This is a genomic window from Lancefieldella parvula, from assembly GCF_963530955.1.
Classification (GTDB): Bacteria; Actinomycetota; Coriobacteriia; order Coriobacteriales; family Atopobiaceae; genus Lancefieldella; species Lancefieldella parvula_A.
Window position 1 is genome coordinate 1 of record NZ_CAUSFQ010000030.1, and the last position, 13,449, is coordinate 13,449.

The 13,449-nt window shown below is 51.6% G+C and carries 11 protein-coding genes; 6 read left to right on the forward strand and 5 right to left on the reverse strand.

The window, feature by feature from the left end:
* Nucleotides 1-21: 21 nt before the first annotated feature.
* On the reverse strand, nucleotides 22-1,851 hold the full coding sequence (glmS, locus tag RWJ43_RS03385; protein WP_314007760.1) for a glutamine--fructose-6-phosphate transaminase (isomerizing): 1,830 nt from the start codon (nucleotides 1,849-1,851) through the stop codon (nucleotides 22-24).
* Nucleotides 1,852-2,200: 349 nt separating this feature from the next.
* Between glmS and RWJ43_RS03390 the strand changes: the two genes are divergently transcribed.
* The 6 genes from RWJ43_RS03390 (at nucleotide 2,201) to RWJ43_RS03415 (ending at nucleotide 9,678) form a co-directional block, all read left to right on the forward strand.
* A complete protein-coding gene (locus tag RWJ43_RS03390; RefSeq protein ID WP_314007763.1) occupies nucleotides 2,201-2,803 on the forward strand; it encodes an MptD family putative ECF transporter S component in 603 nt (200 codons plus the stop codon).
* A complete protein-coding gene (locus tag RWJ43_RS03395) occupies nucleotides 2,803-3,537 on the forward strand; it encodes an energy-coupling factor transporter transmembrane component T (protein WP_314007766.1) in 735 nt (244 codons plus the stop codon). Before RWJ43_RS03390 ends, RWJ43_RS03395 begins: the two co-directional genes overlap by 1 nt.
* 7 nt (nucleotides 3,538-3,544) lie before the next feature.
* A complete protein-coding gene (locus RWJ43_RS03400; RefSeq protein ID WP_314007769.1) occupies nucleotides 3,545-5,020 on the forward strand; it encodes an ABC transporter ATP-binding protein in 1,476 nt (491 codons plus the stop codon).
* Between the two features lie 16 nt (nucleotides 5,021-5,036).
* Nucleotides 5,037-6,011: an AraC family transcriptional regulator gene (locus RWJ43_RS03405; RefSeq protein WP_314007772.1), complete on the forward strand. Its 975-nt coding sequence runs from the start codon at nucleotides 5,037-5,039 to the stop codon at nucleotides 6,009-6,011.
* A 150-nt stretch (nucleotides 6,012-6,161) separates the two neighbouring features.
* Entirely contained in the window at nucleotides 6,162-7,934 is a 1,773-nt protein-coding gene (locus RWJ43_RS03410) for an ABC transporter ATP-binding protein (RefSeq protein WP_314007775.1), read from the forward strand.
* Complete coding sequence (locus RWJ43_RS03415; RefSeq protein ID WP_314007778.1) at nucleotides 7,927-9,678, forward strand: ABC transporter ATP-binding protein; 1,752 nt, start codon at nucleotides 7,927-7,929, stop codon at nucleotides 9,676-9,678. Before RWJ43_RS03410 ends, RWJ43_RS03415 begins: the two co-directional genes overlap by 8 nt.
* A gap of 210 nt (nucleotides 9,679-9,888) precedes the next feature.
* Here RWJ43_RS03415 and RWJ43_RS03420 read toward each other — a convergent pair whose 3' ends face one another.
* From RWJ43_RS03420 to RWJ43_RS03435, 4 genes are all read right to left on the reverse strand, one after another.
* Complete coding sequence (locus RWJ43_RS03420; protein WP_282741946.1) at nucleotides 9,889-10,491, reverse strand: MptD family putative ECF transporter S component; 603 nt, start codon at nucleotides 10,489-10,491, stop codon at nucleotides 9,889-9,891.
* Nucleotides 10,492-10,561: 70 nt separating this feature from the next.
* The gene (locus RWJ43_RS03425; protein ID WP_282741944.1) at nucleotides 10,562-11,272 is read right to left on the reverse strand and encodes an energy-coupling factor transporter transmembrane protein EcfT; all 711 of its coding nucleotides are present in this window, start codon (nucleotides 11,270-11,272) and stop codon (nucleotides 10,562-10,564) included.
* A complete protein-coding gene (locus RWJ43_RS03430) occupies nucleotides 11,248-12,801 on the reverse strand; it encodes an energy-coupling factor ABC transporter ATP-binding protein (protein ID WP_314007782.1) in 1,554 nt (517 codons plus the stop codon). The genes RWJ43_RS03425 and RWJ43_RS03430 overlap by 25 nt, the downstream gene beginning before the upstream one ends.
* The coding region (locus RWJ43_RS03435) for an ATP-binding cassette domain-containing protein (protein WP_314007785.1) at nucleotides 12,798-13,449 on the reverse strand (652 nt) is incomplete at its 5' end. The genes RWJ43_RS03435 and RWJ43_RS03430, both read right to left, overlap by 4 nt.

The following is a 13,449-nucleotide window of genomic DNA, read 5'->3' on the forward strand; positions in this document are numbered from 1 at the left end:
TTGCTGGACTTTCAGCCACAACTATTCGACCGTTACTGACTTTGCAAGGTTTCTTGGCTTATCAACGTCACAACCACGTGCAAGAGCCACGGAGCGCGCAAAAAGTTGGAGAGGTACCGAAGCAATGATTGGCGAGAAGGCATCTCTGACTTTAGGCACGTAGATGACATAGTCGGCATGCTTTTTGATTTCCTGATCACCTTCGGTCGCCACAGCAATAATCATGGCGCCGCGTGCTCGAGATTCTTGGATATTGGAGATCATCTTGTCGTATACCGGAGAGTTAGTTGCCACGGCAATGACAGGATAGCCTTTGGACAGAAGTGCAATGGGGCCATGCTTCATTTCTCCTGCAGCATATGCCTCAGCATGAAGATAGCTAATTTCCTTGAGTTTGAGGGCACCTTCGTAGCAAATAGCGGCTCCCATGCCACGACCAATGAACAAAGCATCATTGGCATCTTTGCAGGCTTGCGCGGCAATGTCGATAGCTTTTGTATCGCTGAGGACTTCTTCGACCTGCTCGGCGGTATCGGCAAGTTCTTTAAAGAGCAAGCGTATCTGAGCAATTGAGAGCTTTCCTTTTGCCTGCGCAAGAACCATAGCAAGAAGCGTTAGGCTCACAATTTGGCCAAGGAAAGATTTGGTTGAGGCAACGGCAATCTCCTTGTTAGCCTTAGTGTAGATAACACCGTCAGACTCACGGGCCACGGGACTACCAATGACATTGGTGATGCCAAAAACCTTAGCGCCTTTGATGCGGGCGTCGCGGATGGCAGCAAGAGTATCAGCGGTCTCACCGGACTGAGAAACAGCAACTACCAGCGTTGACGGAGTAATAATGGGGTTACGATAACGAAATTCACTCGCAGCTTCAACTTCGACAGGTATGCGTGCCCAGCCTTCGATAAGCTGACGGGCGATAAGACCGGCATGATAGCTAGTTCCGCAGGCAATGATATAAACGCGATCAATTAAACGGAGCTGTTCCAAGGACATACCCAGCTCATCAATGGAAAGTACGCCGTTAGTCAGACGTCCTGCAAGGGTATCTCGGATGACACGAGGCTGCTCATGGATTTCTTTGAGCATGAAATCGGGGTAGCCGCCCTTCTCGACAACATCAACATCCCAATCAACATGCATGACTTTAGGTTGAATGGGATTTCCATCAGCATCGGTATAGCTGATGCCATCGGGCTCCATAACAGCAAACTCGTTGTCGCCAAGAACAGTGACATCTCGGGAGGCTTCGATAACCGCAATGATGTCAGATGCAACGTAGCTGCCCTTCTCGCCATGTGCAAGGACAATGGGAGAATCTTTGCGAGTAACTACAATGCGACCGGGTTCCTGAGAGCATATAACAGCAAGGCCATAGGTTCCTACAATTTGCGAGCATGCCTTGGCAACAGCATCGCGAAGGTTACCTCTGTAGGCTTCTTCAATAAGGTGAGAAACGACTTCAGTATCGGTATCGCTGCGGAATTTGTGCCCCCGAGCCTCAAGCTGCTCACGGAGTTCGGCAAAGTTCTCGATGATGCCATTGTGTACGACAGCAATTTTATTGTCACAAGAGGTATGTGGGTGGGCGTTGCGTTCACTTGGAGCGCCGTGCGTTGCCCAGCGGGTATGTCCGATGCCACAGGGGCTTGCATTATTGAGGTACTCCACCGCTTCAGCTAATCCCGCAACCTTTCCTACGCGATGTACGACCGTAAGTTCTTCGTTGGTTGCGTTTTGCAAAGCAATACCGGCAGAGTCATAACCACGATATTCGAGACGTCTCAGACCCTCGATGAGGGTATCTTTTGCGCTTTGGTGTCCAGTAAAACCAACGATGCCGCACATATATAAACTCCAATCGTGTGCTTCTGGGAGTGTCACAGAAACGATTAGTTTTAACCAACCCACTCTATTTTAGCGAGTTATATAGGCAAACTTGTATGGTATTAAAAATGAAGACCGGAGTATACAAAATGATGTAACAATGCTATTTGAATATTTACCACGGCAGTTGGCAAGTATTTGCCACGGCAGTTGGCTAATATTTACCACGGCAGTTGGCAAATACTTATCAGAAAGCGAATAGCAGCTATACGATACAAACGGGACATAATGATACAAATGGGCTATTGACTGCGTTTCTCTGTGTCTATCCTTTATAAGTTAGATACAGCTAACCGAAGGGAGACGTATTATGCCCGGATCATCTTCAACCGAGAAAAAAGGACTGCAACCAAAAGACCTTATAAACATCGGTATCTTCACTGCTCTCTACTTCATAATCATCATGGCTGTGGCAATGCTGGGCTACGTTCCTATATTCATTCCATTGCTCTCCTTTATCTGCCCACTTATCGGTGGTATTCCGTACATGCTCTACATTACAAAAGTAAGGCATTTCGGAATGGTCTTTATCATGGGAACCATCCTCGGCATCCTTATGGGTCTTGGCGGTATGGGCATATATGCCTTTATCACCGGACCAGTATGTGGTCTTCTCGCCGACCTTGTCCTCAGAAGCGGTAACTATAACAGCGCAGGGCGTGCCATAATTTCACACGGAGTACTGAGCGTTTGGTTGATAGGCAACTATATTCCCATCGTCATGAATCGCGCGAGCTACTTCGCAGGTATCGCCTCTGGCTACGGACAGGAATATGCCAACGCGCTCTCCAGCTACATTCCTGACTGGAGCCTTCTACCTCTTGCTCTTGCTGCATTTATCGCAGGGTGTATCGGAGCTGTCATCGGCAAGAAACTCCTCCACAAGCACTTTGAGCGAGCCGGCATCGCATAATGAAAAAGGGGCTGTTCCTCTCAACTGCCAATAACCGAGAGCTCGTGCTTGATCCCCGCACTAAAGTGCTTGCCACACTCGTCGTCTCAACAATTATGCTTGGGTCTTATAGCGTGGGGCCTCTCCTTGTGGTTAAGCCGCTGCTTATTGCAACACCTTTCATCATGCTAGCCCTCTCTCACCGTTTTCGCTCAGCAATCACCTACCTCACGTTATACGTGGCTGCAAGCGCTGTGGCAGCAATCGCGGAGTCGTGCCTCACTGGAGTTGCTCTCTTTGTCACGCTCGGCATCTCGGGAATCGTAAGGCAGTTCGCCCCTGGTATTGCCATGGGAACCTGGCTAGTCACAACCACGTCAGTGAGTGAGTTCATGGCAGCATGCGACCGCATGCACATGCCTCAGGCCGTAGAAATTCCCCTTGTCGTAATGCTTCGATACTTCCCAGCAATAGCCGACAACTACCGACAGATAGCTGCTGCTATACGCATGCGCAGCAGCAAGACAACCAGAAACCCTATCTCTGCCATCGAGAATTGCCTGGTACCGCTGCTTGTCTCGGCAGTGCGAGGCGGAGAAGACCTCTCTGCCTCAGCGTTGGTACGAGGGCTTGGTGGACCAACAGCTCGCACAAACATACATGAAGCGCGTATGCGCGTACGAGACTGGATAGTAATCGTCCTTCTCGCCATAGCCGCTATCTGCGCGGTGGTCACGCCGTTGCTCTACTACTAGGATCAAAATGATAGAGATAAAAAATGCGTGCTACCAATATCAGGCAAGCGAGAAAAACAACCTCTCCGAGGTCAACCTTAACGTAGCCCCTGGTGAAGTAGTCTGCCTGACGGGTGCCTCAGGATCTGGAAAAACAACCCTAACAAGGCTCGTCAATGGCCTCATCCCCCATTATTATGAGGGGAAGCTCTCGGGGAAGATTAAGGTTTGTGGTCTTACACCTTCCAACCACGAGCTTTGGGAACTAGCGCCAAAGGTCGGATCGGTCTTCCAGAACCCTAAAACCCAGTTCTTCTGTCTGGACACAACTGGTGAACTCGCATTTGCGTGTGAGAACCAAGGAATAATACCTGACAAGATACGCGCACGACTAAAGAACGTCACCAACGAGCTTGAGCTCTCAGATCTTATCGACCGCAGCTGCCTTTCTCTTTCTGGTGGAGAAAAGCAACGAGTCGCATGTGGTTCGACCACTATGCTTGACCCAGATGTTCTTGTCCTTGACGAGCCATCCTCCAACCTTGACTTCGCCTCCATTGGGCTTCTCCGAAAGATTGTTGCAAAATGGAAAGCCGAGGGTCGCGCCGTGCTCATCTCCGAGCATCGACTCCATTGGTTGGAGGGCATCGCCGATCGCATTATTGTGATGCGTTCAGGCAACGTGGAACGCGAACTTACCTCCAAACAATTCTACGCGGCAACAGCTGCCGAGGCGCGAGCACTTGGCCTGCGTGCACCAACTTTTGCAGCTATTGCAGCTGAACAGTGCTGCACACGGGGCGAGAAAAACGAGTTTGTAGAAATACGGGATATGAACTATCACTATCCACAATCAAACCGTGGCAGCAGCGTTTCTCGTATCTCTTTTAGACGAGGTGGCGTCACCGCTATCATCGGAAGCAATGGTGCCGGAAAATCCACCTTCGCACGCTGTCTCTGCGGTCTTGTTCGCAATTGCAAGGGAACCATAGACGTCGGAGAAGGTCCTGCTCCACTCTCAAGCAGATCAAGAAACGGCTACTTGGTTATGCAAGACGTGAGCCATCAGCTCTTCCGAGAGAGCGTATTTGATGAGGTACTCGACTCCATGAGACGTGCTGACGAGCACCTTGCCCGTACTATACTTGCATCGTTAGACTTAACTGAACTGGCACAACGCCATCCGCTCTCACTTTCAGGCGGGCAGATGCAACGCGTTGCGCTTGCTGCGGCGCTTGCATCAGAGCGTGATCTACTTGTGCTTGACGAACCCACAAGCGGACTCGACCTTGCTCATATGGAGCAGGTTGCCGCAAGCGTTACCGCCGCAGCGGCAGAAGGCCGAGCTGTTGTGGTTGTAACACACGATCCTGAGTTCATCAGAGCATGTTGCACCGACTTTGCCCGCATGGAAGACGGATTGTTTGTAGACCAAGGCGTGCTCGACAATGCTGGCTGGTCAAAGGTACTGTCATTCTTTGAAAACGCTCTTCAAAGAAGCTAAGGGAACTGGAGACACAATGGACATTGCTGATTATGCCAACATGGGTGGCAACGTCCGTCGTGTGACGCATGACGCGAGAAGTTCCGTCTGGCGGGCAGAGGGAACTGATGGTCAGGGCATCATGACAATGCACGACGTCATGCCTGGAATCACCCTTATGTTCAACGACTTTACAAACGTGTGGAACTTGGAGTCGGGCTTTACACTCATCCCAGGATCGCGCATGCTCTGCCTGAACTACTGCCGTGAGGGAAGAATTGAGTGGGAGTCCGGAACCAGCTCATGCCTATACCTGGACACAGGTGATTTAGGCATCGATGACCACTCAAGACATGAAAGCCTCTTCCGATTCCCCTTTGGTCACTACCGAGGTGTTACCGTCTGCTTTGACTTGGACACAGCAGACAAATCGCTGCAATCTGTTTTTCCCGAGGGATTTCCGGTAAAAGTTGAACTACTTTACGAGAAGTTCTGTTCAGGCGACAAACCAAGTGTGCTTCGTGGTGGAGCGTCCATCGAGCATATCTACTGCGAAATGTACAGCGCTCAGGATTGCTTTAGGGACGCCTACCTAAAACTCAAGGTTATGGAGCTCCTGTTATTTCTTGGGAGCAGCATTCCTGAAGGCGGACGCATTGGACAGTATGGTCTCACCCGCGCCAAGGTAGACAAGATAAAGGACATAGAACGGGCCTTAACCTCCGATCTCTCTTCTCGCAAGACACTCAAAGAGCTTTCTCAAGAGTTTGAATTCCCCTATGCCAGCATGCAGCGATGCTTTAAGGAAGTCTATGGCACTAGCGTGCACGCATACCTCACGCGCTATCGCATGGCACAAGCTGCAACCCTCCTCCGAACAACCTCCAAACCTATTGGAGAAGTTGCGTTTGAAGTTGGGTATACCAATGCCTCAAAATTTGCTTCCACATTCCGCAGTGTTGTTGGTATGTCACCTGCAGATTACCGCGAAAACGCTGGTCTAGAAAGATAGGCGCGCTTCAATACGTTTCAATACACTTCGATATGCTTCGATACGCTTTGATACGTTTCGATACGCTTGGAGCGTACCGCGACAATCGGGCTTTTCTCATTCTACGAGCCGTGAATACAATTTGCTCATACTCGTCGTTTGGGAGGACCCATGGACTCTAGCAATAATAAAAAGAGCAGTTGGATACGGCAGCTTGCTTTATTTACACGCGGACAGCGCCTAAAACTCGGAGCCTCACTACTATTTGCTGTGGCAGGTGTTGCCGGAAGCATTGTTCCCTTTTTTGCTGCCTACAAGTTGATTGCGCTCTCAATAGCAAGCACTCTTACTATCAGTGAAGTTGAATACTGGGCACTCATTGCCCTTCTCGGAGTGGCAGTTCAGGCGGTAGGCTATCTAGCCTCAACTTCAACATCACACAGCGTTGCCTACCATACGCTTGAAAACCTGCGAAACGCCGCGTGCGAGCATCTTGCTGCATGTTCTCTAGGTGATGTTCAATCAGCACCCTCCGGAGCACTCAAGAAAACAATTATTGATGACATTGAGCAAATGGAGATGCCCATTGCCCACGTTATCCCAGAGTTCACAAGTAATGTGCTTCTTCTCGTCTCATGTTTTGCAATCGTGTGCTCAATTGATATTCGACTTGCACTCTCTATGCTCACCGCACCAGCCTTGTCAATTGTGCCCCTCTCGCTGCTTTTTAAAAACTTTGAGCGAGACTATGCAGCGTACTGGGAGGCAAGTGAGCGCGTTAACTCAACACTCGTCGAATACATCGATGGCATCGAAGTCATCAAGACCTTCAACCAAGCAGACTCCTCGTACGCTCGTTTTCGTAACGACATCTCTGAATTTGAAAAACTGACGCTTGCCTGGTATAAGTCAGCTCGTATCCCCATGAACGCCATGTTTGCAATACTACCTACGCTCCTTTTGGGCGTTGTACCAGTCGGTTGCATTCTTGTGGCCTCGGGAAGCATCGACGTAGCCCAGATGGCTCTTGCCTGCATGCTGTCTATCGGCGTCATTGGTCCTCTCACCAAAATTACCCAGTACACAAACATGTTCAAGGAGATCGAGAAGGTAATGGACAGCGTTAGTAAGCTGTTAGAGATGAAACCCCTACCCGAAGTCTCCTCTCCTGCACGTATCACATCACACGATGTCTCATTCGAGAACGTTAAATTCTCTTATTGCGACGAAGAAGTGCTTCACGGCATCTCTCTTGAAGTGCCTGAAGGTAGCTCATGTGCTCTGGTGGGACCAAGCGGTTCTGGAAAATCAACGATGGCCAAGCTCATTGCTCGGTTCTGGGACGCGGGGTCAGGAACAATCCGCATCGGAGAAACTGACGTGCGCGATATGCCACTTGACCAGCTAGCTGGTCTTGTAAGCTTTGTGACTCAAGACAATTTCCTCTTTGATCGAACAATCTTTGAGAACGTAAGACTCGGACGTCCAGACGCAACTGACGCCGAGGTAGAGCGCGCGCTTGCTGCCGCACACTGTGAAGAATTGGCAGATAAGCTTGCAAATGGATTTGAAACCCTCTCCGGAGAAGCTGGAGGAGCTCTTTCAGGTGGAGAACGTCAGCGCATCTCCATCGCGCGCGCCTATCTAAAAGACGCGCCAATTCTTGTGCTTGATGAGGCAACTGCGTTCATAGACCCCGAGAGTGAGGAGCTCATTCAGCAGGCACTTTCAGAACTTGCACGTGGAAAGACGCTGATTGTAATCGCGCACAGAATCTCGACGGTGCGTAATTTTGACAAGATTGTAGTCATGGACTCCGGAAATATTGTCGCTGAGGGAACACATACGGACCTCCTTGATTCAAGTGATCTCTATCACCGCATGTGGGAAGCACATATCTCCAATGGAACTCATGAAGTGAGAAAGGAGCAGCGTAATGTTTAGTGCGCTTATGAAAGTAGTGCGTTGGACGGGCAACAAGAAAATGCGAATCCTCTTTGGCTTTGCTTACTCTTTTCTTATCTCTCTTGTTTCTGCAGCACCCATCGCCATTGCCGCTTGGGCCATGTGCGGGTTTCTCGGCTTATCAAATGGCGAGAAACCCGATCTGAAAATTGCACTTATTGCTGGACTGGCCATTATTGCTTCGATTGCGCTACGCGCAGCACTTATGTGGTTGAGAGCGCGAGCCGAGGAAACCGTAGCTGCGGAACGTTCCAACGAGGTGCGTGTACGTATCGGAGAAGCGCTAAAACGCGTCCCACTTGGTTACTTTGACAATCACCCATCAGGAGAAATTCTCTCGGCACTCACTACCGAGCTGTCATTTGTGGAAATCCATGGCATGCGTATGGTAGACATGCTTGGCAATGGATACATAACCGCAGCCGCAATGGTAGCGTTTCTCGCCTTTGTAGATCTACGGGCATGCTTTTTGGCATTGGCTGCAATTGCGGTTGCAACGGTGGTGCTAGAGCTAATGTTCAAAAATTCCGCGCGTTTGTCGCCTGCGCAAAATGACGCGCGCGAGGATATGGCTCAGGCAACGTTGGAATACATTCATGGTATGCCTGTTGTTAAGAGTTACCGTCAGGTAGATGCTGCTGTATCTGCAGTGCGCTCCGCTTACGCGCGTTCCAGGAATGTAAATCTCAAGACTGAGCTTGCTTTCCAGCCCTTCAACGCCTTGCTTCTCTTTGTGACACGCGGTGCTTCAGTTGGCGTCATTGTTATCGTATGTATCTCTTTCCTGAACGGAACGATATCTCTTCTTAACTTCTGCACGCTAGTAATGTTCTCCTTTATGCTGTTCCAATCAATCGAGGCTTGTGGCGATGCTGCCTACGTAATTGGACACATCGGAGAAGTTATCGACCGTCTTGACGCTATCGAATCCGCACCTGCAATCGATGACAATTGCAAAGCCGTAAAACTTGAGCATCACAACCTTGAGATGCATGACGTTTCATTTGCTTACGGAGAGGGACCCCTTGTACTCAACGGAATGTCTCTGACTATTCCCGAAGGAACAACTGCAGCTCTTGTTGGAGGAAGTGGTTCAGGTAAAACAACTGTTGCCAAGCTATTTGCACGTTTCTACGATGCAACAGGTGGCTCCGTATGCATAGGAGGCCACGATGTACGAGAGCTTTCGTGTGACAGCATTCTTGCTGACTTCTCTATGGTCTTCCAAGACGTCTATCTTATGGATGACACGATTGAGCGTAACATCGCTCTGAGCAGGCCAGAGGCAAAGCTCGAAGAGATTATTGCGGCAGCTAAAGCAGCACGCTGTGATGAGTTCATAAATGCTCTGCCTGAGAGCTATAAAACAAAGGTTGGAGAAGGTGGAGCGCGACTCTCTGGAGGCGAAAGACAGCGTATCTCTATTGCCCGCGCAATTTTGAAAGATGCACCTATTGTTGTTCTTGATGAGGCAACAGCAAGCGTTGACCCAGAAAACGAAGCGGAGATTCAAGCTGCCCTGACACAGCTCTGTAAGGGGAAAACGGTGCTTGAAATTGCGCATCGTCTCTCAACAATTGAGGAAGCTGACCAGATTTTCTTCCTTAGAGATGGACGTGTTGCAGAACAGGGCACCCATGAGGAGCTTATTTCGCACAACGGTCCCTACCATGACTTTGTTGAAGCTCGTTCGCGTATTGAAGGTTGGCAGATCTCGAAGTAATAGGTATGCTATATGCGAAGTTTTGGGACACAGTTCACTCGCGGGCATGTCCACAGGTAATGTGACTGAAACAGAAAAAGATTAGATTAGCGGAACACACGCAATCTCAATTTATCGTATGGTGACGAGAGCCTCCGATGCTCTTTGGGTCATCATCAGCCATGGGGCTATCCTGTCCCATCTCTCATTTTTCTTGTTGAGAGACGTCCCTTAGACAATTCCTGCCTTCTCGAAGTGCTTCCTCATGATTCTTAGCGAGACGAGGGCCCCCGCCAGGCTCGTCGCCACCGTAAGGACGACCATCCCTGCGTACATGGAACCCGAGAACATTGCGACGAACTGCGCCATGGTCTCATCGGTGAGTCGAAGTATTTCTTGGCGCTCGGAAAGATACTGAGCAGCTGAAAGGTATATGGGAAGGGTGTAGAGCGCCGACTGCAGCGTGCAACCGACAACGTAAGCCGCAACGAGACCTTTCCTGTTCGAGTACCCGATCCGCGTGGCAACTACCTCCGCAAGGGCCCAGCCTGCGATACTGCCGATGACACCGAAGACATTTGCCGCCATCAGGCCAGGTAGCACGTTTATGGTTCCCATGATGAAGAAGGTTCCGGTCTTCCTGACCTTTGCGGCAAGGAGCAGATAAGCTATCGATGTGAAGAAGCAGACGATGGGTATGTTGGCGACTGTCCCCACGACGGTAAGACCAGCGATACCTCCCACTACGAAGAAGATTAGGAGAGACAGCGCTCCGAAAACTCCAATGGATACGAGATCTCGAGCACCTATGGTCGAGGTTTCGCCTTTTTTCATAATGAGTCCTTTCTTCCGTTCTGGTTTAAGACGTACAGGTTTGACGAGGCAAGTCTCGTCCTGAGCCCTTCTATCGCGGTCCGAATTGAAGCCACGCAAGTACTCCAGTTGCCAGGAGGGTCAAAGCGGCTGCCACGGCGTCTATTCCTCCGAAAGACAAGGGCCGCAGCACCGTCGCTTTGGCCTCGCCATCTAAGCCGCGGGCAAGCGCGGATGCCGCCAGTTCGTCGGATATCCTTACGCTCCTCATGAGGAGCGGAACTATCAAAAGCTCGCATGTGAGAGCTGGGTGTCGGAATGCGAACCCTCCTCCTGCGAGCACGCGCCGCGTTTTTAGGCTTTCCATGAGATGCGAGGCGTCCCTGCGTATAGTTGGGAAAAACCGCAGAATGACCGTGCATGGAATGAGAACTACCTGCGGAGCCCCCATAGACTGCAGCGCAGCGAGAAGATCCTGCATCGAGGCCAGTTTAGAAAGGGAGACGCCTAGGAGAGCCAGAACTACGAACTTCTGGGCCATGTAGCTCAGCATGACCACAGCGGTCATAAGCGTTGTACTTCCGACTCCCTCGGCAAGAGCCATCACGGCGGCTATGAGGCCATAGGCCGCAGATAGGGCGATGCACGACCGCCATGCCCCGGAGACGAACGCGCATGCCGCACCGATGACGCATGCCGCATGGGCTGCTTCCGGTCGGTTGGAAAGCATTGCAGCAGTGCCCAGAAGGCAGATTGAGAGCAGGGCAGTTCGCGGGTCTATGCGTCTGTATGAGCGTTCCATTGCGCGTCTCCTTTCCAAAGCGAACTCAGGAGTCTCTCCCTCGTCGGACCGCCAAGAGCGAAGTCATCAACAATGAGTCCACCACTCAGATGGAGAATGCGGTTACAGGTAGAGAGGAGGAACTCAGGATCGTGCGAGACGGCGAATACGACGCTTCCCGATTGTGCGAGCGATCGGATTGCGGAAGAGACTCTCTCCATGTTCTCCCTGTCCAAGCCGCTCGTCGGTTCGTCGAAGAAATAGGTGGATGTCTCATCGACGAGGGCACATGCTATGGTGAGGCGCTGCTTCTGCCCTCGCGAAAGCGTTGCGGGATGAGCTTCCCTCATATCCCATAGCCCCAGCTTTCTGAGTGCTCGCTCACAGACATCGGCGTCTCTCCGTCCACCCAACGAAAGCTCTCCCAGCACGCTATCGGAGAAAAGCTGGTAGTCGGGATCCTGCATGACTAGTCGGATGCGCCCCAATCGCTCCTTTGGCGAAAGGGGTCTGCCGTCTACGGACACGGTGCCCCCATCCTCTTTCTCAAGTCCGCAGCACAGACGCGACAGAGTTGTCTTCCCCGCACCGTTTTCTCCTATGATTCCGATTACCTCGCCGAATCGGGCGGAAAAGCTCAGCGGACCGATGGTGCGAGGGTCGCGCGGTGTCGATCCGGCACTCCTCGTCGAATGCTGTGAGCCGTATGAGAACGTAAGATTATTTATCTCGAAGGCCGCATTCTCACACTTTGACAAGGTCGGCTTATGGTCGGGCATAGCGTTTAGCGCCGACTTCAGATGCAAGTTCCTTAGACCCATATGAGCGAGTGTGGAGTCGCCAAGGGACAAAGCGCTGGCTGCGTCGTATACGTGGGATACGGCACCATCTTCGATGACGACCATCCGGTCGATGAGATTAGACAGATAGAAAAGTCGGTGCTCTAGAACGATGACAGTCTTTCCCTCGCGTTTTAGCTCGGATAGTGTCTTCCTGAGGGTCTCCACGGCTTCCATATCGAGGTTTGCGGACGGCTCGTCGAAGACGTACACGGAAGGCCCCATCGCATAGCAGGAGGCTATAGCCACCAGCTGCATCTCTCCACTCGAGAGTTCGAACACGCTCCTATCCCGCAGACACTGAATGTTCATGCGTCGGAATGCGCTTTCGACCCGCTGAGCTACATCGTTGCGTGGCAGTCCCGCGTTCACGCAGCCGAATGCCACCTCGCTCGTCGTGTCGGTCATGAAGAACTGGCTGCGCGGGTCCTGGAAAACCGAGCCGACCATCTTTCCGATGTCTCCGATTTCCATCTCGCGAGTTTCCGTTCCGCCGACTCTCGCCGTTCCTTCCAGCTCACCCTTGTAGAAATGAGGAATAAGACCATTTATGAGCCTTGCGACCGTGGTTTTCCCGCAGCCGCTTCTTCCTGTCAGAAGCACGAACTCGCCTTCATGGATGTCCAAGTCAACGCTGTGGATAGCATCGCTATCCTTCCCCGCGTATTGGAACGTCACCTTGTCGAGGGTTATATGCGCGAAGGCGCTCATTCCTGGCCCTCCGTCTTGGCCCCACGTTCCCAGAGAGTCCGATAATAACCGGTGCTCTCCTCGAGGAGCTGTTCGTGGGTACCCCTCTGCACAATTTCCCCCTGTCGCATCACGATTATCTGGTCTGCAGAGCGGATAGTGCTCAGATGGTGCGCCACCACGAGCACTGTTCTGTTCTGCGCGAGCGCAGAAACGGCTTTCTGCATAAGCACCTCGTTAATCGGGTCCACACTGCTCGTCATCTCGTCGAGTACGAGGATGGGGGCGTCTTTTAGAAACGCCCGAGCAACAGACAACCTCTGCTTCTGCCCGCCTGAGAGACCCACGCCGTTCTCCCCGATGAGCGTCTCGTAGCCCTGTGGAAGCGACATCACGAACTCGTGGATGCACGCCTTCTTGGCCGCCTCCACCACTTCCTCGTGCGTCGCATCAGCCTTGCCTATGCGGATATTACCCTCAATGGTGTCCGCGAAGAGCCGTACATCCTGCATAACGATGCTGATAGAGGCAAGAAGATCGTCGTAGGGGATGTCCCTCACGTCCACGCCGCCGATGCTCACGCTTCCCGCATTTACGTCCCAGAATCTCAGCAGAAGGTTGGTCAGTGTGCTCTTGCCCGATCCGGATTCGCCCACCAGCGCCGTCATG